General features: G+C 63.0%; 22 protein-coding genes and 4 pseudogenes. 8 read left to right on the plus strand and 18 right to left on the minus strand.

Annotated elements, in window-relative coordinates; translation table 11 throughout:
- Window positions 1-23: 23 nt before the first annotated feature.
- Together BCAL_RS14020 and BCAL_RS01710 are read right to left on the minus strand one after the other, a co-directional pair.
- Window positions 24-768, minus strand: a pseudogene (locus BCAL_RS14020) (helix-turn-helix transcriptional regulator); the annotation flags it as partial.
- Window positions 769-1,072: 304 nt separating this feature from the next.
- Entirely contained in the window at window positions 1,073-1,333 is a 261-nt protein-coding gene (locus BCAL_RS01710; RefSeq protein ID WP_043166468.1) for a hypothetical protein, read from the minus strand.
- Between the two features lie 202 nt (window positions 1,334-1,535).
- On the opposite strand from BCAL_RS01710, the gene BCAL_RS01715 reads away from it, so the two are divergent.
- Window positions 1,536-1,721 (plus strand): hypothetical protein, encoded by a 186-nt coding sequence (locus tag BCAL_RS01715; protein WP_043166467.1) that lies wholly within the window; start codon window positions 1,536-1,538, stop codon window positions 1,719-1,721.
- Between the two features lie 80 nt (window positions 1,722-1,801).
- On the opposite strand, the gene BCAL_RS12535 is transcribed toward BCAL_RS01715, so the two are convergent.
- Window positions 1,802-2,899, minus strand: a complete 1,098-nt coding sequence (locus BCAL_RS12535) for a substrate-binding domain-containing protein (protein ID WP_043166465.1) — start codon at window positions 2,897-2,899, stop codon at window positions 1,802-1,804.
- A gap of 97 nt (window positions 2,900-2,996) precedes the next feature.
- Between BCAL_RS12535 and BCAL_RS01725 the strand changes: the two genes are divergently transcribed.
- Window positions 2,997-3,383: a hypothetical protein gene (locus BCAL_RS01725; RefSeq protein WP_052119221.1), complete on the plus strand. Its 387-nt coding sequence runs from the start codon at window positions 2,997-2,999 to the stop codon at window positions 3,381-3,383.
- An 8-nt stretch (window positions 3,384-3,391) separates the two neighbouring features.
- Here BCAL_RS01725 and BCAL_RS01730 read toward each other — a convergent pair whose 3' ends face one another.
- Window positions 3,392-6,184 carry an ABC transporter permease gene (locus tag BCAL_RS01730; protein WP_081887175.1) on the minus strand — a complete coding sequence of 931 codons (2,793 nt, stop codon included), beginning with the start codon at window positions 6,182-6,184 and terminating at the stop codon, window positions 3,392-3,394.
- A gap of 13 nt (window positions 6,185-6,197) precedes the next feature.
- Window positions 6,198-6,899 carry an ABC transporter ATP-binding protein gene (locus BCAL_RS01735; protein WP_043166462.1) on the minus strand — a complete coding sequence of 234 codons (702 nt, stop codon included), beginning with the start codon at window positions 6,897-6,899 and terminating at the stop codon, window positions 6,198-6,200.
- Between the two features lie 161 nt (window positions 6,900-7,060).
- Between BCAL_RS01735 and BCAL_RS13640 the strand changes: the two are divergent.
- Window positions 7,061-7,210: pseudogene (locus tag BCAL_RS13640) on the plus strand (TetR/AcrR family transcriptional regulator); the annotation flags it as partial.
- 507 nt (window positions 7,211-7,717) lie between these two features.
- On the opposite strand, the gene BCAL_RS01740 reads toward BCAL_RS13640, so the two are convergent.
- Both BCAL_RS01740 and BCAL_RS01745 read right to left on the minus strand, forming a co-directional pair.
- Window positions 7,718-9,103 (minus strand): MFS transporter, encoded by a 1,386-nt coding sequence (locus tag BCAL_RS01740; protein WP_052119220.1) that lies wholly within the window; start codon window positions 9,101-9,103, stop codon window positions 7,718-7,720.
- A 337-nt stretch (window positions 9,104-9,440) separates the two neighbouring features.
- Window positions 9,441-10,385 carry an SDR family NAD(P)-dependent oxidoreductase gene (locus BCAL_RS01745; RefSeq protein ID WP_202961920.1) on the minus strand — a complete coding sequence of 315 codons (945 nt, stop codon included), beginning with the start codon at window positions 10,383-10,385 and terminating at the stop codon, window positions 9,441-9,443.
- Between the two features lie 170 nt (window positions 10,386-10,555).
- On the opposite strand from BCAL_RS01745, the gene BCAL_RS12070 reads away from it, so the two are divergent.
- Both BCAL_RS12070 and BCAL_RS01760 read left to right on the plus strand, forming a co-directional pair.
- Complete coding sequence (locus BCAL_RS12070; RefSeq protein ID WP_052119219.1) at window positions 10,556-11,173, plus strand: TetR/AcrR family transcriptional regulator; 618 nt, start codon at window positions 10,556-10,558, stop codon at window positions 11,171-11,173.
- Window positions 11,174-11,371: 198 nt separating this feature from the next.
- Window positions 11,372-11,896, plus strand: coding sequence for an NAD(P)H-dependent oxidoreductase (locus BCAL_RS01760; RefSeq protein ID WP_043166456.1), 525 nt, complete (start codon window positions 11,372-11,374; stop codon window positions 11,894-11,896).
- A gap of 152 nt (window positions 11,897-12,048) precedes the next feature.
- On the opposite strand, the gene BCAL_RS01765 is transcribed toward BCAL_RS01760, so the two are convergent.
- From BCAL_RS01765 to BCAL_RS14025, 3 genes and pseudogenes are all read right to left on the minus strand, one after another.
- A complete protein-coding gene (locus BCAL_RS01765) occupies window positions 12,049-12,321 on the minus strand; it encodes a DUF4160 domain-containing protein (protein ID WP_043166453.1) in 273 nt (90 codons plus the stop codon).
- Entirely contained in the window at window positions 12,314-12,547 is a 234-nt protein-coding gene (locus tag BCAL_RS01770; RefSeq protein ID WP_043166451.1) for a hypothetical protein, read from the minus strand. Before BCAL_RS01770 ends, BCAL_RS01765 begins: the two co-directional genes overlap by 8 nt.
- A 326-nt stretch (window positions 12,548-12,873) precedes the next feature.
- Window positions 12,874-13,053 (minus strand): annotated as a pseudogene (locus BCAL_RS14025) (hypothetical protein); the annotation flags it as partial.
- Between the two features lie 234 nt (window positions 13,054-13,287).
- Between BCAL_RS14025 and BCAL_RS01780 the strand changes: the two are divergent.
- The 3 genes and pseudogenes from BCAL_RS01780 (at window position 13,288) to BCAL_RS01790 (ending at window position 15,908) form a co-directional block, all read left to right on the plus strand.
- Window positions 13,288-14,379 (plus strand): FAD-dependent oxidoreductase, encoded by a 1,092-nt coding sequence (locus tag BCAL_RS01780; RefSeq protein WP_052119218.1) that lies wholly within the window; start codon window positions 13,288-13,290, stop codon window positions 14,377-14,379.
- 216 nt (window positions 14,380-14,595) lie between these two features.
- Window positions 14,596-15,033, plus strand: a pseudogene (locus BCAL_RS14030) (ATP-binding protein); the annotation flags it as partial.
- A gap of 221 nt (window positions 15,034-15,254) precedes the next feature.
- Window positions 15,255-15,908, plus strand: coding sequence for a DUF4143 domain-containing protein (locus BCAL_RS01790; RefSeq protein ID WP_156101948.1), 654 nt, complete (start codon window positions 15,255-15,257; stop codon window positions 15,906-15,908).
- A 16-nt stretch (window positions 15,909-15,924) separates the two neighbouring features.
- Here BCAL_RS01790 and BCAL_RS01795 read toward each other — a convergent pair whose 3' ends face one another.
- The 8 genes from BCAL_RS01795 to BCAL_RS01825 all read right to left on the minus strand — a co-directional run.
- Window positions 15,925-16,323 carry a cupin domain-containing protein gene (locus BCAL_RS01795; RefSeq protein WP_043166446.1) on the minus strand — a complete coding sequence of 133 codons (399 nt, stop codon included), beginning with the start codon at window positions 16,321-16,323 and terminating at the stop codon, window positions 15,925-15,927.
- 133 nt (window positions 16,324-16,456) lie between these two features.
- Complete coding sequence (locus tag BCAL_RS01800) at window positions 16,457-17,269, minus strand: sulfite exporter TauE/SafE family protein (RefSeq protein ID WP_052119217.1); 813 nt, start codon at window positions 17,267-17,269, stop codon at window positions 16,457-16,459.
- Window positions 17,270-17,465: 196 nt separating this feature from the next.
- Window positions 17,466-18,944, minus strand: coding sequence for a DHA2 family efflux MFS transporter permease subunit (locus tag BCAL_RS01805; protein WP_081887179.1), 1,479 nt, complete (start codon window positions 18,942-18,944; stop codon window positions 17,466-17,468).
- A complete protein-coding gene (locus tag BCAL_RS01810) occupies window positions 18,941-19,498 on the minus strand; it encodes a MarR family winged helix-turn-helix transcriptional regulator (RefSeq protein ID WP_052119216.1) in 558 nt (185 codons plus the stop codon). Before BCAL_RS01810 ends, BCAL_RS01805 begins: the two co-directional genes overlap by 4 nt.
- Before the next feature lie 96 nt (window positions 19,499-19,594).
- The gene (locus BCAL_RS13055) at window positions 19,595-19,753 is read right to left on the minus strand and encodes an NUDIX hydrolase (protein WP_156101949.1); all 159 of its coding nucleotides are present in this window, start codon (window positions 19,751-19,753) and stop codon (window positions 19,595-19,597) included.
- Window positions 19,754-19,772: 19 nt separating this feature from the next.
- Window positions 19,773-20,555 (minus strand): methyltransferase domain-containing protein, encoded by a 783-nt coding sequence (locus tag BCAL_RS01815; RefSeq protein WP_043166555.1) that lies wholly within the window; start codon window positions 20,553-20,555, stop codon window positions 19,773-19,775.
- Window positions 20,556-20,655: 100 nt separating this feature from the next.
- Entirely contained in the window at window positions 20,656-21,552 is an 897-nt protein-coding gene (locus BCAL_RS01820; protein ID WP_202961921.1) for a formate/nitrite transporter family protein, read from the minus strand.
- 116 nt (window positions 21,553-21,668) lie between these two features.
- Window positions 21,669-22,815, minus strand: a 1,147-nt coding sequence (locus BCAL_RS01825; RefSeq protein ID WP_043259969.1) for an ISL3 family transposase, incomplete at its 5' end; no start/stop codon positions are given.

Consider the following 22,815-nt stretch of genomic DNA (forward strand, 5'->3'; position numbering starts at 1 on the left):
GGCGGTACCGACGGCCTTCTTCTCGGCGTCGGCGTCGGCCAGAGCAAGTGCCTCGGCGGCGACGAGACGGCGGTGGAACGCGTCGGCCGCCTCCTGAGGGCTGACGATCGAAGCGCCCGGATGCTCGAGCACGTACATGGCCAGATCATCTGAATCGGTGTACGCAACGTTGATGTGCTCGCCGTCCACGTCGATGGTGGCGGCGAAACGGCGTGAGTCGATGACCTTGACGAGCGCATCCGGAATGGTCTGCGTGCCCAGCCCCGGGGCGATCGAATCGAGGCCGAGACCCGGAATCGGGGTCTGGGGAACCCTAGGCGCCGTGCGGGAGGCATGGCTGCTTGCCGCCGACTGATCGGATTCGCTGGACATCGACATGGATCGTGCCAGATAGTTCGCTGCGGCCAGCACTGGCATGTCCTCCGGATCGAAGCGCAGTCGAACTCGTGGTTCGTCTCCCAGCTGAAGCCTATAGGAGGCGAAGTCCTGACCTTCGGATTTGGACGAATACTCGGGCTGACGCGATTCGATGGCGATGCCCATGGCCGCCAGCTTGGCTCGATCGCGCTGGAACTGCTTGGCGAAAGCGGCCTTGGCGGCCTGATCGGCCAGCTCCCCGTAGGAGTCGGCGTACGCCTTGACTCGTTGCGCGATCTGACGTGAGGTGAGCCACTGCGGGAATGCGGATGACAACACGGCCAGCACATCGAGCTCGTGCTTACCCCACTTGTCCGAAAACCGCCGCCTTCCGGTACTACCTTCTGCCATTAGTCCTCACGTATCGTTAATCTTAAATTTCAACTGCGTGCATGACGCAACTTCCATCTATATTAACTGTGTTTTCAGGCCATGAGGTGCCTTTCACTAAATTTCGGTCTCAAATTTTTGCCTGACGCCGGTTCGGTGCCGGTTCGATGGGCCGGATCCCGCTGTTCGGACCCCGACAATATCCGCTTCACACGGTATATGGCCGATGGGTGGACGCGTATCCGCTGCACGCGTCCGGGACATGCCGAACGGCGTGTCGCAACGGGGCGAGTGCAGTTTCCGAGAGAGGCGCGATGACGGGGATTCAGGCGGTCGTGACCAGATCGTTCACCCATGTGCGGGCGTCGTGCAACGCGTCGAACGACCGGTGGACGACTTTGCGGTCCATCGAGGTGATGACCACCTTATCCTCGATGGATGCGGGAAGACCATACGATTCGGGAACGATCACCGTGACGTCGTAGGTGAGATTGGGGGTCAGTCGCGTGATGCGCGCCTCGACGCCGTTCGGCGCATCCGCAAGGATCGCCTGATAGTCGAAGACGGAACGCTGTTTGATGAACATGCTTGGTCCTTTCGAAAAATGGGAAACAGGGCCGACACCCTAGGAGGGTTGGTCCGCCCGATGCTAAAAATGGGATAACAGGTGCAGAAAGCAGCAGAATCGACGATATTGAAATCGATGGTGGCCAAGTTAGCCCACCGTCGAGACAAACGGCGATTAAGCTGGATGAAGAACGAATCGACGTCAGTCAGGGAGGTTGTTGATGACGGCGAAACCAATGAGCCGTGATGAGATGCTCAGGATGTTGCGTGTTCACGACGGCGAGGTGCCGAGCCAATGCTCGATGCTCGAAGGACTCGAGTCGGCCCGGAGCACGCTCTCGTCCATGCCCACGCTTGAGGAGCTGTCCCGCAGGGAGCAGGGCAGGCTCGGTGCCACCCGGCACTGAGCTCTGGTCGTCGGGTCCGTTGACGTGGTTGCTGGCGGAGAACCCATTGCATTGTTCATTCGACAGTTATTCGACGATCATCATTTCAGCGCTGTGATAAGCGCCTGCATGGCCTGATTGCCGGGAAGCTCGGCCACGTCCGTGACCTGATCCACGACGCCGTTCACGCCGAACCGCGCGATGGAGTCGTCACCGGTGTAATCGACGGACCGGAATCCGTGACGTCTCCACGCGAGACGTTGCACGTCGGAGGAGGTGAGCAGATCAAGCAGTCTCTCCCCCTTCTCATCCAGAGCCATGAGCGTATGCGTGCTCCAGACTGTGGGCGTGGGATAGGCGATGACGATATCGTCCTTGACCTGCTTGAACGCGTCCGGCTTGTTGACCGCAAGATCAAGTATCTGGCTTTCGTATCCCACGGTCATGGGTTTGGAACCGACCCCGAGAGTGAGGAACTGACTGAACGAATCCTCGCTGGAGGTCTCCATCCACCCCGATTTCTCGAAGATGGCCTTCACGCGTGGGCCGTCTCGTGTGACCGATTCGGTGGTGGCGGGTGCGCCGCCGTTCATGACGGTGGCGATGAGGGCCGCGTATTCGTTACCGGAGTTCGATTGGACGGGATCGGTCGAGTCGATGCGGAACTGTCCGTAGCCGGCGGCGTACCCCACGTCCGTCCATGATCTGTTCGCCTCCATGGCCGTGACCGCCTTGGCCATGTCGATGCGATACACACCGTCCTTCACGCTCATGAGCCCCGTGGACACCAGACCGTCGGCGACGGCCTTATGCGTGTAGATGACGATCGGCGAGTTGAACACGATATCGCTGCGCACGGCCTTCACTCCCTGCGCCTTGCCGTATTCGACGGCGATGCGGGAGGAGGGGAACAGATAGTCGAGGCCCTTTCGATCGGCGTCCATCATCGCAAGGCTTCCGGCTTTGCGATACGAGACATCGAGACCCTGTGCGGCGGCTATCCTGCCGAACTCGGGATCGTCGAACAGACCGATCTTCTCTCCTCCGAGATATCCGTCGACCGTGACGGTTCTGGTCGGTTGGGAGGTCGTGGGGGCGGGACGGGAGGCGTTCCATACGACCAGCCCGAACACGATGGCGACCGCCGCCAGCAGGGCGATCAGTCCGATGAGTTTTGCCGGGATTCGTTTCGTCTCCATGTGGCTTCCCTCCCCTATCCGTACGGGTTCATGCGATGATTCCAACGATACGCGAGATGCGGCGAGTCGATGTATCCGGTCGCGTATCGTGAAGCGCATGGATCGCGTGCGTATAATCTTCGATTTTCCCGATAGGGCCTCCGCGCGCGCATGGCTGTTCCGTCTGCGCGAGTTGGGATTGGAATCGCCGAAGGCGACCGTGGAGGACGAACAGCAGCTCAACGTCAAGCGCAATGGGCCCAAGCTTGCCCGCTGGCTGCTCACCCACGAGGGATGGCATCTCGTCGCGGACGCCGCGAACCGTTCGGCGGCGCGCAAGGCCGCATACAAGATCAATAACGGCATTCGCCGCGGATTCGAGACGGGGGCCTTCGAGGCTAGGGCGCGGCTGGACGAAAGCGGTTCATGGATCGTTGAGGCGCGCGTCCGCCCCCGTGCCGATGCGATCGGCGAATCGGGGGCGGACATGGATCCGTTGTTCTGATTCGTTCGTCACTCGGGGCTCTTCAATGCGCCGACCATGTCGATGCTGTCAAGGGAGCGGTTCGTGGCGAGTTCGACCAGCACGGTGAACAGCAACGCCAGCAGTGCGGCAGCGGCATAGCAGTACCATGCCACGTTCGGCACGATGTTCATGCCCGGCAGGTCGAGCTGGCTCAGGAGGAATCCGAGCAGGCCGCGGCCGCACGGCAGACCGATCGCGATGCCTAAGCAGGCGAGCAGCAGCATCTCCTTGTTCACATACCCGTGCACTTCGCGCTTGCGGAAGCCCAGCACCTTGATGGTGGCGAGCTCGCGCTCGCGCTCGGAGATGTTCGTGGAAGCGAGCGTGTAGAGCACCACCACCGCGAGGATCGCCGCCATGACCACGATGAAGCCGATCATCACGAAGAAGATGAGGAAGCTCTTGGTGAAGTCGCGCGTCTGCTTGGCGGTGCTCACCACTGTCAGGTACTCGTCCTGTCCGGCCAGGTCGTCGGCGAACGCGATCTGCGCGTCGTCGTCGCCCTTTACCTTGATGAGGTCGGCGTTGAGCGCGAGGTCCGTATCGTTGTTCACGTCGAACGCGGCACGGTAGGCGGCTTCGGACATGACCACGATGTTGCCGGTGTAGTACTGGGCCACGCCGGTGACCTTCACTTGGGCGGTATCCATCATCGCATCAGCGAGCTCAACCGTGGCGCCGGTGTCCAAACCGAAGGTCTTCGCGGCGTTTGCGGTGACGACCGCCGTGGCCTCGCTCCCCTCATCCAGCACGATGGTCCGGCCGTCCGTCGTATGCAGATCGAGGTAGCCATCGAGCGACTCGCCGTCCGGGATGACCATGAGCTGCACGGTCAGCTTGCTATCCTCGGCTGCTCCGCCATTACCGGAACCGCTGTTATCGGCGTCACCGTTACCGCCAACGGCATCGCCCGCGGACAGCGTCGCGCTTTCCAGATGAATCGGGACCGACGATTCCACCGCATCGTCGCCGTCCAGCGCCTTCTGCGCCTTGTCGTGGTCGGCGGCCTTGGTCACGGCCATTACGTCGTAGGTGGCGATCTCGCCGAACTGGCGGGGCATCATCGTCATCGCGGAGGAGGCCATGCCGAAACCGGCGGTCATGAGCGCGGTGCATCCGAGCACGCCGATGATGACCATGAGTGCACGGGACTTGTAGCGGAACAGGTTGCGCGCGGTCACCTTGCCGAGGAAACTCAAATGGTTCCAGACGAATCCGATGCGCTGCAGCACGATGGTCTTGCCGGCCTTCGGCGCCTTCGGGCGCAGCAGTTCGGCCGGCTGCAAGCGCAGCGAGCCCGCGCACACGGCCATCGCACTGCCGCAGATGAGCACGAGGAACAGCAGGATGCCACCGATGCCGATACGCCAGTCGATGATGAGCGGATAGGTCGGGATCACATAGAGGATGTGCAGCATACGCTTGGTGAACACGAACGGCAGCCCCGCCAAGCCGATGAGGTCGCCGACCACACCGCCCGCGAGCACCGCCGCGGACGAGTAGATGAGATACTTGAGCATCGTCTCGCCGCGCGTGTAGCCGAGCGCCTTATATGTGCCGATGAGCTGACGGTCCTCCTCCACCATGCGGGCCACGGCAGTCAGACTCACGAGGATCGCGATGACGAGGAACAGGATCGGGAACAGCTTGCCGAGACGACTGATCATCTCGGATTCGGTCTTGACGTCCTCATAACTGGTCAGGGCGCTGCGGTCGCGGATGATCCATGTGGCGTCCGGCAGTGCGTCGAGCTTCGATTCCAGCTGGGATTGCGCTTCGGTGATCTTCTGCTCGGCGGCGGTTTTCATCGGGTTGCCGTCGGGCAGGGCCTCGATGGTTCGCTTCTGTTCGTCCAATTTGCTTTCAACCGGTTCGCGCACGGCGTCTTTGATGGCAGCTGTGCGGGCCTGTTCACGGGATGATTGGATCTTCTCGATACCGTCCTGCGTCCGTTTGACCAGCGTCAGGTAATCGCCGTCATACGTGTTGAGGTTGGCGGCGCCGTCCACGCTGATGAGCGCGGACGTATACGGCGCATCCGTCGCGGCCGCGGCCTCGGACGAAACGAACAGCGGGTAGACGGTTTTGGCGCCGGAGATCAACGCCATCGGACCGGATGGGTTGACGATGTCGTTCGGATCGATGACGGTTCCGACGATGGTGTAGTCGCCGGTCGCGAACGTGCCGGAATCGGATTCGCTCGACGCATCGGACGAATCAGCAGAAGACGCCCCGGAAATCAGCTGCGCCACGGACGTGGATTCGCCCAGCGTGAACGTGAGTGTATCCCCCAGCGCCTTGCCGCTGTCGGCCAGATACTGCTCGGTGACGGCGATCTCATGTGCGGCCTTGGGCAGACGGCCATCAGTCAGGTACGGCTGATCAAGGCCCTGGTCGTTCAGCTCGGTCACCGTGGCGGACGACTGCTTGCCATTGATCTTGGTGTACGCGCTGGCCGACCGCTGGCCGGCGACCGAGCCCACGCCGTCCACGTCGGACAGGGCCTTGATGTCGTCATCGTCGAAGCCGAACGTGGAGACGATGCTCAGATCGTGCATGTCGGTTTTGTCAAAGAAACCGTCGAGACCGCCGCGCAAATCGTTGCTGATGGACGAAAGCGCGCCCATCATCATCACGCCGACCGCGACGATCACCGCGATCGCCGCGAATCGCTTGCCGTTGGAGGCGACGGCCCGCCAGGCGTCCTTGTAGAGCGCGGTGCGTTTCACTCGCGCCCGACTCCCGGACCGCCGCTTCGCGTGCTGTTGTGCATGTGCCATAGCGTTCACTCCTTTACCATTCGATGTCCGCGATGGGCGTCGGGCTGGCGTTCGTCATGATTTCGGTGACCTTGCCGGAGCGGAAGCGGATCAGGCGGTCGCCCATCGGGGCCAGTGCGGAGTTGTGCGTGACAAGGGCGACGGTGATGCCGCGGTCGCGGCAGGCGTCCTGCAGCAGCTGGAGGATCTGCTTGCCGGTGTTGTAGTCGAGCGCGCCGGTCGGTTCGTCGCACAAGAGGAGCTTCGGGTTCTTGGCGAGGGCGCGCGCGATGGCGACACGCTGCTGCTCGCCGCCGGAGAGCTGCGCCGGGAAGTTGTTTAGGCGCTCGCCGAGTCCGACTTTCTCCAAGGTCTCGCGGGCGTCGAGTGCGTCGGGGCAGATCTGCGAGGCGAGCTCCACGTTCTCAAGGGCCGTGAGATTGGGCACGAGGTTATAGAACTGGAACACGAATCCGACGTCGAAGCGGCGGTAATCGGTGAGTTCCGCCTCGCTGGCCTTGACGATGTCCTTGCCGTCGATGGTGACGGTGCCCGAAGTCGCGCGGTCCATGCCGCCGAGGATGTTGAGCGTGGTGGACTTGCCGGCGCCGGATGCGCCGAGGATGATGGCGAGTTCGCCCTTCTCGATGTCGAAGGAGGCGTGGTTGAGCGCCAGAACGGCCGACTCGCCGCTGCCGTATCGGCGCACGACGTCATGGAATTCCAGGAATGACATGGTGGTTGGTTCCTCTCGTTAATCACTCGACACTATGTCGTCGGATAACAAGATAATGAGGTCACCAGCATTCATCAATCGACAATTCCGGTGGATTCATCGAGTGATTCTCGACGGGCGCGACGAGCGCTGCGAATCCGCCTCCATCAAGGAGCGGGACCATGGCCAAGAAGAATCCGGAACAGACCGGGCAGACCATTCGCAACATCAAGGAGGCGTTCTGGAAGCTCTATGAGGAGAAGCCCATCGAAAAGATCAGCGTCAAGCAGATCACCGATATGGCTGGCTATAACAGGGCCACGTTCTACCTGTACTTCTCGTCGGTGCGGGACGTGCGCGACCAGATCGAGGACGACCTGATCGCGCAGCGCGATGCGATGCTCTCCGCATCGATGCGCGACGGCAAGCTTGCCATCACGCCCGAACTGACGGATGTACCCATGACGCTGTTCCGCTATGGCAGGGTGCTGCTCGGCCCGCATGGAGATCCGAAGTTCGTGGAACGAGCCGAAAACAGCGTATGGCCGTACATCCAGCCGATCCTGTTCCCGGACACCCCGAACGTCGAGGACATCAAAGACCCGCAGGAACGCCGTCGGCTGGAGCTGCTCAAACATTTTTATCTTTCGGGCATTCTCGGCATCTTCCGTGCGGCGCTCAACAATCCCGATCTCATCGCCCCCACCGAGGTCGGCCGGTTCATGTCCGAAGAGCTCCTCCCCCGCATCGTGCCGCGGGACGCGGACGCCCGCGAAAACCAAGCAGCCAAGCCCAACGAGCATGCCGCCCCGATAGGTGTGGACGGCGCCGGATGCGGCTCAGGTTCGCGCGGATACGCCACGCCGGGTCAAATACAGCACGTACCAAGCTACGGGCAAGGTGAGCAGGCCTCCGGCGATGAACACCCACGCGATCGAAATCACGTCGGCGAGCGGGGCGAAGATCAGCATGCCCAACGGCATGCCGAACGTGGCGAACGTGTTGTCCAGGCCGAACACGCGGCCGGTCATCGACTCGTCTGATTCGGACTGCATGATCGTGCGCATAGGACTGACGCACATGGCTGAGGCGACGCCGTTCAGCACGTCGATGACGAGATACGCGAGCAGGTTGGAAGCGATGCCCAATCCGATGACGGTGACGCCGACCATGGCGATGCCGAACGACACCATGAGCATCTGCGTACGCGCTCCCCGCAGCAGTTTCGATCCAAACGCGGACATGAGCGCGCCGCCGAGCAGCATGCCTATGCTCAAACCGAGCTCGTTGGCGGCGAGCTTGTCGGAGGCGGTGGTGAGGTTCACGAACCCCAAGTTCAGGTCGATGCCCTCGTATTCGCGGGTCATGAGCAGCAGCGTCAGGTTCATCGGCGCGACCGACATGAAGCAGGTGAACGCGTCGCCCAGGATCACGCCCTTGAGGAACGGACGCCCCATCGCATACGTGAATCCGTTCTTGACGTCCGCGAACGTGCGTTTGAGGACGGCGAGCGGCAGCGGTCCGTCCGGCAGTGACTCGCCTGCCGCGTCTGACGCGGCCTTCGTCCGTCCGTCGTCCGTAGTGGTTTCCATCTGACGTTTCGCCGGCACGCGGATCAGTGCAACGAAGCCGACGCCAATGACCGCGGTCGTCACGTCGACCAGCAGGATCGACCACAACGGCACCATGTTGATGAGCACGGCGGCGATCGCCGGCGCGACGATCATGTTCGCCGAATTGATGACGCCGTAGATCGAGTTGACACGCAGCAACTTGCCCGTAGGCGTCACATCGGGGATGAACGATTGGACCGCGGGCATCTGGATGCCGCCGCCCGCCGAGCGGATGAACAGGACCGCGAAGATCACCGCGAGGTTCGCCCATCCCAGCGCAAAGCTCACGGACAGGAACACAGTGACGGCCGCGATGATGAGATCGGGCAGCATGATGAGGATCTTGCGGTTGTATCGGTCGGCCATGGGGCCGCCGAACATGGAGACGATGGCCTGCGGCACCACGCCGAACAGGGTGGCGAACAGCATGGACGCGCCGGTGCGCGATTCGAGGACGATCCACCACCACAGGGCGTATTGGACGATGCTGGAGCCGAGCAGGGAGAACGCCTGGCCGGCGAGCAGGAGCGCGACGCGGCGCTTCCAGCCGTCCTCGCGCGGGTCATGTGCGATTGACGTTTCCGGTGCGACGGCAGGGTCGTTCTGAGACATGAATGTGTTCTCGGACTTTCTTCGTTGGGCGCATACGTGGGAAACGTGGCGTATCGCGCCGTTTACTTGATGACAATGATGGATGGCGATGATCGGGCGTGCCTTACGCGCATTTGGGTACGGCTTCGCTTGGGCTCGAACGGTCGCGGTTCGGGCCTCAGTACTCGTATCGGCCCAGCAGACCATCGGTCTGCGGGCACATGGTCATCAGTAGGGAACACATGGGTTCAGAGCGTATACGTATATGGCGACCACATGGGCGTGAACGTTGATGCCCATGTCGTCGCCATAAACGCCGTGATTCGGCACGCGCCCTCGTCAGCCGCGTGATGTTCCGTCAGGCAAGGTCAATCGGTGTTGCCGACCCGTCCAGATACGCTGCGCACGCCTTCGCACAATACTCCCAGACAGCCTTCTCCCCTTGCGGAGAGATCCATTTCGGGTTGATGCGCTTGGGCTTGCGGCTGCCCCAGAACTCGCCGCTCACCCCTTCGACGCTCGAAGAGGTAGCCATCAGCACGCTGGTTCTAGCCCCGTGCGCGGCGGTTCGCATGAACGGCATCCACAGGATGACGAGCGGTAGCATGAACGGCGACTTGCGCAACGATTCGCGCTGCAATCCGGTGACGGCCGATCCGGGTTCGACGGTGTTCACGGTGATGTTGGCGACGCCGGCCGCTTTGAGCCGCGCATCGAACTGCCGCATCAGCCACCATACATACAGTTTCGAGGAACCATAGGCGCGCACGAGCGAATAGGAGTGTTCGAGTTCGATGTCATCGAGCCGGGGTGCGCCGCTTTGCCGGTATGATTCGCTGGACACGGTGACGATGCGTGCGGACGGGCTGTTCGCCAGCATCGGTAGGAGCAGGTTGGTGAGCAGGAACGGCGCCAACGTGTTGATCGCGAACGTGCGCTCGTGCCCTTCGGCCGTGGTCTCGCGCTCGTTTCCGAATTGCCCTCCGGCGTTGTTGACGAGCACGTCGAGACGGCCGTACCGTTCGTTGATTTCGACAGCGAAGCGCGCCACCTCCCTCATCAGCGACAGATCGGCAACGTGACAGGTCACGTTGGGGTTTCCGGTTTGTTCGATGACCCAATCGCACGCGTGTCGAGTCTTGTCCGGGTTACGTCCGTGCATGATGACGGTGTGACCCTGCGAGGCGAGCGCAAGCGCCGTCCGTTTACCGATGCCTCCGGATGCGCCGGTGACGAGTATGATCTTCGCGCCTTCCCTGCTCTCCGGGTGTCCGATCGCGTGATTCATGGTGCCATCGTTCATGGTGGTTCCGTCCTCCGTTCCGTCCGTTGCGGTGGCCGTATCCTGCGTGTCCCGCGCGGATGCGCCGCCGATGTGATGTAACATGTGTGACACCATCGACGCTATCGGACATCGACGCCGCAGTGCAAGCGAGCCGGCGTCGGACATGACAGAAGACGGGGAACTGTGACATGGCAACCGACCGCAGACTCATCACCCTCCACCGCAACAACGAGGAGTCGAACGCGTTCGTGCGCGAGTGCATCGAAGGCGCACTCATCCGCCTTATGGAGACGAAACCGTTCGCCACGATTACTGTGACGGACATTGCGCGGCAGGCTGGGGTCTCACGCAACGCCTACTACCGCAACTACGCGTCGAAGGAGGCGATACTCGCCGAATACCTGAACGGTCTCATCGAAGCGGTCGACCGCACCCTGAACGCATACGACCCGCTCACGCAGACGCGCGACGCGTGGATGGCGATGCTCGCCGCCGTGCGCGACGTCGCACCGCAATATCGTCTGCTGTTGGAGGCCGGCTACGGCGGGCGGATCGCTGACGCGATGCAACGCAACATGAACCGTGGGCCCGCCGCGGGCGAGACCGGACCACGCTACGCGAGCCGGTTCTGGGCGGGCGCGATCTACGCGGTAATCGAACAATGGGTCCTTTCGGACCTGGACGCGCCGGAGGAGGAACTGGCGGACATCATGACCGCGCTGATGCACCGTGGCGTGGCGACCGCCGCCGAATTCGGCACCGGCTGCACGGCGAATGCCGATGCCGACGAGGCTGTGGCCGACTGACCAGGACGGATGCGAATGCCGCCTATGCGACTTGCGGACGCAGGCTGCCGTGTTCGCCTACGACGTAGCGCAGTGCGTGGCCGCCGTGCTGTCTGCGACACTGGTGACTGGCATCGGGATGCCGGGCAACGGTCTAACGAAACCATATGCGACCGTCGACATCGTCGACGACAACACATCGAAGACAAGGAGCATGATATGAAGAAGACGCTGGTTCTGGTGTTCCATCCGGATCTGGGCGGACAGTCCCACGTGAACAAGGCGCTGGCCAAGGCCGCCGGCGAACTGGAGAACGTGACAGTGCGCGACGAGTACGCGCTCTACCCGGACGGCAACATCGACGTGAAGGCCGAGCAGCAGGCCGTCGAGGCCGCCGACCGTGTCGTGTTCCAGTTCCCGCTCTACTGGTTCTCCTCTCCCGCGCTCCTCAAGGAGTGGGAGGACGTGGTGCTCGAGCACGGCTGGGCGTACGGCTCCGAAGGCCACGCGTTCGAAGGCAAGGAGTTCGTCGTCGCCGTGTCCACCGGATCGCCGGAGTCGAAGTACCAGCCGGACGGCGACAACCGCTTCACCATCGACCAGGTGCTCGTGCCGTTCGAAGGCACCGCCAACCACATCAACGCCACGTGGGTCAAGCCGTTCGTCACGTTCGCGTCCTTCGGCATCAGCGACGAGGCGCTGGCCGAGCAGGCCGAGGCGTACAAGGCGTTCCTGACCAAGTGAGTTGATCGAGAGACGCCGGTTCCCGGGACTCGACGATGTGATCCCGGGGAACGGCGTCAATCAATTTCCACTTGCCTCAAGAGAAAACACGCCGACAATCGCATGCACAGCAGGCGAAGATGGACTGAGGCCATACACGAACAGACGAAAAGTCAGCGTTCAAAATGATAGTCATCGCCAAAGAACATGCGCCAGACGGCAAGCACATCCCCATAGTTCGAGGTGAGGAAGAACTGGAGTCTGCGAATGCTTTTCGCAGACAGTCCGCCCTTGTTGTGTGCCAGCGAGACCGTTCCATCGGCATTCAACACGAACCGTGCGAGGTCGTGTCGGGAGCCTTGCGCGACATGTACATGCACACCATGGTCACGGTCGAGAGCCGTGAAATAGATGGAATAGCCAGCGAAGCTGAAGATCTCAGGCATTGGCGTATTCGCGATCAATGGCACGAAGCCCGTCCACAGTAGGCTTCACCCGATTGAACCAGTGATGGAGGAACGACTCCCCCTCGACACCGAACGTGGAGGAAAGTATCCGGCCATCATTGGTTAACACCGCTTTACGGGAATAACCATCTTCGCTGATGACGATGGTGTCGTCATCCCATTGCGTTGTGATGCCCATCATGGTGAATGTGTTTTCCGCGTTCATTGATGCTCCCGTCATCCGCTTACTTTCAGCATAGTCTCGTGAGCGGCGTGCCGTCGAGTCCGCGGATCCCAGGAACCGGCTTATCTCCTGCGGCAGAAGAGGACGGTCATGACAAAGCCGGCTGCCGTCAACGCGATCATGGCCCAAAACGCCACGTTCACACGGGTCGGATCGTTGCCGCAGGCGACCATGACGGCGACGAACACGGCAGAACCCAGCGCTCCGGCGATCGTTCTGAGCGAGGTCAGCAGGGCGCTTGCGTCGCTGGCATGCGCGCGGGCCTTCCGTAGCAGCTTCGAGCCGAACGCGGACATGAGCGCGCCGCCGAGCAGCATGGCCGAGCCGGTGCGGGTCTGCATGACTATCCACCACCAGATGGCATACTGCACGATGCTGGAACCCAAAAGCGAGAGGGCCTGGCCGGCGAGCAGCAACGTGACGCGGAGAAGCCAGCCGTCCTCCTTGGGGATGTCTTTGGGAGCGTCCTTGAGGTCGTGCGTCACGATGGCGGTCGAATCGTCGGTGATATGTGTGTTATGAGCGTGATCGTTCTAAGACATATATGTGTTGTTTGTTCCTTGTCTCCCCTATTGCCTGTGACGACCGTCTTCCGGCCGATCATCTACGATACGGGGAAATCGCGGGCGAAGAACGACGGGCGCGTCGTTCGCGGCACCGGTTTTCCTCGGCGTAACCGGCCCGTGACATGGGGTGAGGTTTGCGCATCTACCGTACGGGCCATGAGCGAAAACAAGGATGCGGCCTCGGTGCCGCTGCCCGTCCTCTCCCCGACCGGCGTCGCCGGAGACAACACGGAAGGCGATCTCTACGACGCTGTCATCATCGGCGGCGGCCCCGCCGGATTGTCGGCGGCGATCTACATGACGCGCGCCGGCTACCGCACGCTGGTCGTCGAGGCCGGTTCGTACGGCGGCCAGATCACGCTCACCTCCGAGGTGCGCAACTATCCGGGCATCGAGCGGGCGACCGGCCAATGGCTCGCCGAGTCGATGCACCGCCAGGCGGCCGGGTTCGGCGCGGAGTTCCTCGAGGCGAAGGTGCAGATGATCGACCCCCGCGGGGACGTCAAGGTCGTCGCTACATCCAAGGGTGTGGTGCGCGCGTTCAGCGTATTGATCGCGACCGGGGCGGTGCCGCGTCGCGCCGGGTTCGCGGGCGAGCGGGAGTTCGCCGACCGATCGGTGGCCTACTGCGCGACCTCGGCGGGCAACATCTACAACGGCTACGAGGTGTTCGTCATCGGCGGCGGCTATTCGGCCGCCGAGGAGGCGGTGTACCTGACTCAGTTCGCCGATCATGTCACCGTGCTGGTGCGCGGACACGGGTTCACCTGCGCCGCGCAGGTGGCCGAGAAGTGCATGCACCATCCGAAGATCGACGTCCGGTTCGACACGGTGCTCGAAGCGGTTGGCTCATCACCCGACGGGGAGTCGGGCGATGACGGTTCCGTTGGTGACGGCTGTCTGCGATGGGCCCGACTGCGGGATCGGGCGACCGGCGAAACCATCGAATACCGGGCACGTCGCGGCATGACGTTCGGCGTGTTCGTGTTCGCCGGGTTCATCCCCAACACCACGCTGGTCCGCGACTTCGCCGACCTCGACGATCGCGGGTACATCAGGGTCGACGCGAAGCAGCGCACCAACGTCCCGGGCGTCTATGCGGCCGGCGACGTGTGCGCCAAGGACCTGCGTCAGGTCGTCACCGCTGTCGCGGACGGCGCGGTGGCCGCCCTCGACATGCAGTATCTCGCCTCCGACATGCAGGGTAAAACCGGCCAGATCCCACCCGCGCCCGTACCGCGGTATTAGATTCCAGCGGAAGTGTCCACGCTTTCGGTCTCTCCTCTTTCACTGCAGCTGCGCCCACATCTTCGTTTGTGTTCGATGAAGATAGAAGTCAATCTTCATCGAACACAGATGAAGATGTGATAGCATCTTCATTGCAGGCAGAAGAAGATGGAGAGCTACATGTCACTGTCGTCACTCATCGCCGAATATCTCGATTTCCAGATTCCGGACTACATCATGCGAGACAGCGCGGCCGTCGAGGTCCCCAAGCCGGCTCGCAACAATGTGATCCACACCATCACCGGAGTTCGTCGATGCGGGAAAACCTACGCCATGTACCAGCTTATGGATAGGCTTCTTACCGCCGGAACACCACGCACAAGGCTATTCCATTTCTCATTCGATGACGAACGCATCATGCCATTCACTGACCACACCCTCACCGACCTGCTTGACGCCTATTACCGCATGGTGCCCGAAGCATTGAACGGCTGCTACCTCCTCTTCGACGAAATTCAGGAAGCGCCATACTGGACGAATTTCATCCGTCGCGTGGCCGAACAGCATAATGTCACCATCGTGCTCACCGGCTCCTCATCGAAACTGCTGTCTTCGGACATTCCCACGAACCTGCGCGGCCGATCCCTGTCAAGGGAGATGTGGCCTCTGAGTTTCAAGGAGTATTGCCTGTTCCACGATATTCCGACGACCCGGATCGCCGGGGAGTATTCCGCGAACACACGTCGCCCGCTGCAATCCGCGTTCGTTGAATATCTCAACGTGGGAGGATTCCCCGCCGTGCAGCGCATGGGTACGCTTGACCGCATGCGCATGCTTCAGGCTATGCGGATGAGATTGTCATCAAGGATGTCCTGGAACGATTCGGCACCACCTCGATGCGAGTCGCCACACGTTTTTCCCGCAACGCCATGCGATCCACAGGACTCAAATTCTCCGTCAACGCCCAGATCAAAGCCCTGCGCGGCATGCAGGTTCCGGTCTCCGGCCCCAAGCTGTATGACCTGATGGACGATTTTGAAGATGCACACCTGCTATTCAAGGTGAGCGACTTCACCCTCTCCATTCGCGACAACCCCAAATCCTCGTACAAGGTCTACTCCGTCGACCCCGGCCTCTCATTGGCCGTGGCACCCGCCAATCATCTCGACCTCGGGCAACGGCTGGAAACGGCGGTGTTCATAGAACTCAAACGACGATACGGCGACAACCGAAGCAACGCGATCGCCTCATATTCAGCCAAAAACTGCCCGGAAGTGGACTTCGTCGTCGGAGACGAGGCGACCGGCGAGCCATATCAACTGATCCAGGTCGCAGTACGGACCGGCATTGACAGCACAAGCGTCGCCGACTTCGCGGACCCGTCGTTGAGCGACAAATTCCGCAGCGAGATGGGCAACCTCACGGCAGCTATGTCTAATACGGCCCTACGACACGGAACGCTTATCTCATTGGATGAGGAGGAGGGAAGCGTTACCACTCCTGCGGGAACCATCGACGTGGTTCCCGCATGGCGTTGGTTCCTGCAATAGACGATGCCCCACAAGGCTACGCGAGCCTGCGGTATTCCTCCTTGTCGACGGGCTCGAGCCATTCGTTGGAGGCACCATCGCGTTTCGGCATGATGGCGATGTGCGCGAACACCTCGGTGGGTGCGGCGCCGTGCCAGTGCTTGGTCTCCGGCGGGATGTAGGCCACGTCGCCGGGCTTCATCTCGACCGGATCGTGCCCTTCGATCTGGTAGTAGCCGCGGCCGCCCACGGCGAGCAGGATCTGGCACACGCCGTGGTGCACATGCCAATGGTTCGTGCAGCCGGCCTCGAACGTCACGTTCGCGACGTTCACCTGAGCGTCGCCGGCGAGCGCAGCCAGATAGCTTTGTCCTTCGAAGTACTGCGCGTAGGCGTCGTTCGGTTCCCCGATTGGGAATGCGCTTGGATTGTCCATGATCGTCCTTTCCTTATGCTCTTTGTGTCGGCCGGCGTCGCGGCCGGCCGTGCATCATGCCGTGTCCGGGTGCACGGTTTTGTACGCTACGGACCTCAAGCGCTCGAAGTCAATACCGGAAGGCGTCGGCGCCTCACATGAACAGACGGATGACCGCCACGACGGACAGCACGTAGACGAGCATGCTGAACGTGGACTGGCTCACGCGCCGGGCCACCCAACGCCCGCAGAGCACCGCGGCGACCACCAGCGGGATCGTCCACGCCATCGCCGTGAAGTTCGTCCATGTGATCATGCCCAGGCCGATGGAGAACGGCAGTTTGACCAGATTGATGATGAGATAGAACCATGCGGTGGTGCCCAGGAACCGCATGACGCTCAGGTTCTCGGACAGGAAGTAGATGGACGTGATCGGCCCGCCCGCGTTGGCCACCATCGTGGTGAACCCGGCGAGTGCGCCGCATACCACGCGTTTGGCGAGGGAGAGCGTCGTCTTCCCGTTTCCGGCATGGTCGTCGGTGGCCGGTTCCGTCCCCTGCCTCCGGCCGGCATGCGCCGTCCGACCCGCTCCCGCCATCCGTTTGCGTGCGAGCGATAGGAAGTACATCGACACGAACACCGCGAGGATCACGCCGATCGTCAGGCGCGTGACGGTGTTGTCCGCCACGAACAGGAATCCGGCCCCCGCCGCGATGCCTATGGCGACGAACGGGAACAGGCGGATGAGCGAACGACGCGACACGTTGCCGCGGTACGCCCAGATGGCGCTCCAGTCGGCCACGATCGCCATGATGAGCGTGATGCCGGTGGCCTCCTTGGCGGGCATGACGGCGGTGAGCGTGGCCACGGCGAGGATGCCCGCGCCGGGAGCCAGCGACTTGTCCAATCCGTACAGCACCGCGGCGAAAGCCACCGCGGCCATCACGCCAACCGTCATCATCGTCATTCCCCTCTTCCTCTTCCGTGTTTTGCCTCGCATTCATGCCGCAGGGGTTTCCCGCACATAAACGTGACGTGTGGGTGCCCATACGGGCGAGCACGGTGCTCCATCCTACGCCCGAAAGCCGGCCCGCTTCCCGCATGTTTGGGAATCGACCGAATATCGGGACCGGGGCCGGTCTTTTCATGCCGTTTCGCCGGAGTCACACCTCGGTCATCTCGGGCGGGCGGCGTGTGGAGAAGCGGAACATGAGCGCGGCGAGGATGATGCCGGCCACGGCCAACCCGGCGATGACCCACATGCTCGACGCGAACCCTTCAAGATACGAGTCGGACTGCGAGGCTCCGGAGCGCGCGGCGGAGGCGGCGAACTCGGTGATCAGAGCGCTGGCCGCGGCGGTGCCGATCGCGCCGGCCAGCTGCTGGACGGTGTTCATCACGGCCGAACCGTCCGCGTTGAGCCGCGCAGGCAATTGGTTCAGGGCGTGCGTCTGGTCGGGCACGAGCACGAAGCCGGAGGACGCCATGAACAGCGCGTACGCGACGGCCACCATCCAAACGTTCGCGTGTCCCACGATGAGCGCGATGTCCATCACGGTGACGCCGACGAATCCGCACAGAATGAACTTCGGCGGGAAATGGCTCTTTAGTGCGCCGCCGATCATCGGGGCCGCGATGGCGCCGGCGACCGCGCCCGGCAGCAGGATCAGCGCCGCGACGAGCGAGCCATGGCCGAAGCCGCGCTGCAACAGGATCGGCAGCAGGAAGTTCAATCCCAGCACGCCGCCCGAGGCCATGAGCAGGATGAGCATGCCGAGTGAGAACCCCGCGTAGCCGAACACGCGCACCTCGATGAGCGGATGCTCCATGCGAAGCTGTACGGCCACGAATACGGCGAGCACCGCCACGGCCGCGACAAGCGTGGCCCAGAACCGCCGGTCGCCGTTCCATTCGGCGAAGAAGCTCACCGCCACGATGAGGCCGGCGAGGCCCAACGCCACCAGTATGAGCGACGGCATGCTGATCGAGGCATGCTCCTTGTCGCCGGGGTGGCGGATCTCGGGCACCGAAACCATGCCGAGCGCGAACGAGAGCACGAGGAACGGCAGCATCGTGTAGAAGATCCAATGCCAGTCGAGATACTCCATGACCACGCCTCCGAACACCGGCCCCACGGCGGGGGCGGCGCAGGTGACGAGGCTGACGATGCCGAGCATCGCTCCTCGTTGTTCGAGCGGCGCCTTCTCCAGGATGATGTTGGTGATGAGCGGCAGCGAGATGCCGGTGCCGAGCGCCATGACCAGACGCGCGGCCAGCAGCATCGGGAAGCTCGAGGCGAGCGCGCCGATCAGCGTGCCGAGCGTGAAGATCGCGACGGCTGCGACGAACAGGGCGCGGGTGGCGAAACGGCGCACCATGAACGGAGAGCTCGGGATCGCGATGGACAATAGCAGCAGGTAGCCGGTGGTGAGCCATTGCACGACGGACGCGCCGATCGAGAACTCCTCCATGAGCGTGGAGTAGGCGATGTTGAGCGAGGTCTCGGACAGGATGCCGAGGAAGGTGAGGATGGAGAGCGCGATGACGGCGACGGTAAGCCTCGCGCCGACGGGGCGTTTGGCGTCGGCCGCCGTCCGGGGCGCTCGCGGTGTCTGCGTGTGCGGCGTGGTTCGTTCGTTCATGATTCGTTGTCGTCCTTTCCGTCCGTCGTTCGTTGGATATCCGTCTCCTGATCGTTCTCGGTCGCCTGCCAGTCGTCGTCCCGCATGAGCCGCAGCGTACGGCTCATCACGCGCGCCACGGTCTCGCATTCCTCTTGGGTGATGCCGGCGAGCAGTTCGCCCAGATGCGCGTGATAGTCCGCCACATACGCCTTGCGGATGGCGAGTCCCCGTTCGGTGAGCGTGAGCGTGACCGCGCGACGGTCGGTGTCGTCCGCGTGTTTGACAAGCAGTCCTCGACCGGTCATTTCGCCGATGAGTTTGGCGACGCTTGGCGTGGTGACGCCGAGGAACGCGCTCACGTCGCCCACACGCGCCGTGGCCGTGTCCTGTCCGTGTGGCGCGTTGATGTGCCAGACCGCGTCTATGACGTGCACGTAGCGCGGTTTCATGCCTTTGGGCAGTTCGGGCATGAGCTCGGTGACGCTTTTCGCCTTCCAGCAGGCGTCCAGCAGCAGCCGCACGTAAGCGGCCGGCAGTCCTTCGGATGCCGGCCGCGTGTTCGGATCGTCCATCAGCAGCCCCCATATAGTTACCAAAGATAATGACCATTGGTAACTATATGGGGGCACTGGACAACCCGACGCCCCATATGGCGGGGCTCTCTGACGCTAGTCGAACACCACGGTCCAGTCGGGGTCGCGTCGGGCGGCGAAGCATATGGCGATCTGATCAGCGGTGTTCTTCGCCACGGCGAGTTCGGGCAGTTCGTCCTCGGCGAAGTACCCGGATTGGAGGGTCTCGATGTTCGGCTCGAAGTGTCCGCCCACGGCCCTCCCCACTGTACCGCTATTTGACGGCCGTGAAGAAGAATCGCGGGAACGGGAAGATGATGCTGCCGTCGGACTGCGTGGGATACTCATTACGAACGCGGTCGAACACCAGCCGTTCGAAATCCGCCCGTTCGGCGCCGTCGGCGAGCGCCTGGAGGTAGGGGCGCAGTCCGGTGCCGCGGTACCAGTCCATGATGGCCTCATGCGAGGGCAGGGTGTGCATGTAGGTGGTCTTCCACATGCGGAACCGTACGGCGTGCGCGTGCAGGAGCTCCCAGTAGTCGGGCGGCGTGAGGTTGAAGAACTCGCGCTGCTGGGGCAGACGGTCGGCGTATCGGGGCGAGTGGACGAGTTCGGCGATGATCCGGTGGATGGGCTCCTCGTAGTTCATGGGCGTCTGCACGGCGAGCGTGCCGCCTTCGCGCAGCAGGCCGAGCAGGTTCGGGATGAGGTGCGGGTGGTCGGGCACCCATTGGATGCACGCGTTGGAGAAGACGACGTCGAAGTCGTGTGGCAGGGCGTCAAGTTGGCTCTTCTGCGAGACGTCGCACAGCGCGAAGTCGATGTCGGGGTGGGCGGCGCGCGCGGCGGCGATCATGTCGGGTGAGCTGTCAACGCCGAGGATGCGCGCATGCGGGTATCGTTCGCGCAGCACGGCGGTGCTGTTGCCCGGCCCGCAGCCGATGTCGAGCACGCGCATGATGGCGTCGGCGGCGGGCAGTTGGGCGGCGAGATCGCGCGACGGCTGCGTGCGTTCCGTGTTGAAGCGCAGGTACTGTTCGGAATCCCATGTGACCATGCGGTTCATGGTAACGACGCGGCCCGGCAGCCGCTGTCCGTCGGTTGCATGGCGGAACGCGCTCGCCGCCGCCCGGCTTCGCGATCGGCTTCCGGCCCCTTCAGCCCTGGACGGGATCGGACGGCTTGCGTGCGGGTTTCGCGTTGAGGTACCAGTAGGCCAGTGCGACGAACAGGGAGCCGCCGAGGACGTTGCCCAGCGTGGCGGCGGACAGGTTGTACGCGATGGCTCCCACGTTCAATGCGCCCGCGCCGGCGGCACCGGCGCCGAACCCCATGAGCTTGGCCGCCAATCCCATGGGCAGGAAGAACATGTTGGCCACGCAGTGTTCGAAACCCATGGCCACGAAGCCCGCGATGGGCAACAGGATGCCCAGCACCTTGTCCGCCACGGACCGTGCGGCGAACCCGATGCGCACCGCCAGACACACGAGCACGTTGCACAGGATGCCGCGGACGAACAGCGTGCCCCATCCGGGCGTGACCTTCGCCGCGGCGGTCGCCACCGCGAGATCGCCCACCGCGCCGTCGGCGAGCCCCATCGTGCCGGCCAGGGCGACCAGCGACACCAACAGCAAGGCGCCGGCCAGATTGCCGAACCAGACGATGATCCAGTTGCGCAGCATCTGCCTGAGCGTGACCTTATGCGCGGCGAGGTCGGAGACCATCAGCGAGTTGCCGGTGAACAGCTCCGCCCCGCAGCACAGCACGAGCACGAGCCCCATGCAGAAGGCGAGTCCGCCCACGAACCGCTTCGGCCCCCATGTCATCGCCGGGTCGGCGGTGACGATCAGGAAGAACAACGCCCCGAAGCCGATGAACGCGCCCGCGAACATGGCCGAGACGAAGGCGCGCCGGCCGGTCAGCCGCGTCTTGGCGACGCCGGCGTCCTCCACCGCCTCCTCGGTCTCCACCGGGGTAAGCGCGTTGATGCTGAGTCGGGGCGCCGGCGACGCGGCCCGCCCCGGCCGCCCCGCACCCATCGTGTCCGTTCCCATCCGCACGTCCTTCCTCAGTTTCACGACTTGGGCCGATGCACAGCCCGTAGCCCAGCTCCTTTTATTAGGCTCTTCGGGTGTTTGTGTGGGTGTGGATCACTGGTTTGGCCTACTGGTTATTGGCGTCCGGGGAGTTGTAGGTTGAGTCCGCCGCATTTGAGCATGACGAGGCCGATGAGGTTGTCGAGGTTGCGGTAGCCGTAGCCGATTTTGATGGTGGTCTTGATCTTGTTGTTCACGGCCTCTAGCCTGGCGTTGGACAGTCCTCTGCGGATGGTCGTGAGGATGTCGAAGTGGCGCCTGGCGATCTTCTCGCCGAGCTGGACGAATCCGGGGATGCCGGACAGGGACGCGTCCGCGGCCCATTGGCGCAGCAGGGGGTCGGCTTTGTCGGCGGTCTGTTTGAGGATCATGCGCAGGCGTTCCTTGAGCTTGTACGCCTCCCAGAGGGTCTCGTTGGTGTTGGCGATGCATTCCAGTTGGGCCTTCTGGCCGGCGGTCAGGTCGCCCTCGTTCTTCAGCAGCGCCCATCTGGCGCCCTTGACCGGGTCCTTCGCGCCCTTTTTGGCGACGCCTTTCTTCCGGGCCTCGCGCCATGCGGCGGTTCGTACCTTGTCGAGCGCGTCGGTCGCCCAGGACACGATGTGGAACCCGTCGAGGATGCGTTCGGCCTGCGGGCACCAGCGGAACGCGCACTCGTCGATCCACCGGGCCCCGTCGCCGGTGACGACCCGGATGGAGGCGCGCTGCGCCTCGGTGAGCGTCTCGAAGAACAGGTCGAACACCTTCTCCCCGTGCCCCTCGTGCATCCATACGACCCTGCCGCGGTCGTGGTCGACGACCACGGTCATGTACTTGTGGCCCTTGCGGTAGCTGGTCTCGTCCACGCCGATGGAACGCAGATGGTCGAACAGGCCCGCCCCCTGTTCGTCCCGCAGGTCGTCGGCGACCCTTTTGCACACGTGGCCCACGCTCTTCCAGTCGATGCGCATCAGCGCCGACACGGCGCTTCTGGGCGCGTGCACGCTCAACCACGCGACCTGCTGCTCGAAGTCGCGCGTGTACGCGCTCTTCCTGCGCGCCCACGGCACCATCGCGACCGTCACCCCGTGCTCGCGGCACATGACGCGCCGGGGCGCGTACTCCAACAGGAGCCTGGCGCACCCGAGGTCGAGGTGGCGCCAGCGCCGCACGCCCAACCGGTCGTACGGCCGGCCGTGCCCGCCGCATCTGGCGCACCGGTCCATGTCGTCCGCGTACGGG

Source organism: Bifidobacterium callitrichos DSM 23973, assembly GCF_000741175.1.
In the GTDB taxonomy this organism is placed as follows: Bacteria; Actinomycetota; Actinomycetes; order Actinomycetales; family Bifidobacteriaceae; genus Bifidobacterium; species Bifidobacterium callitrichos.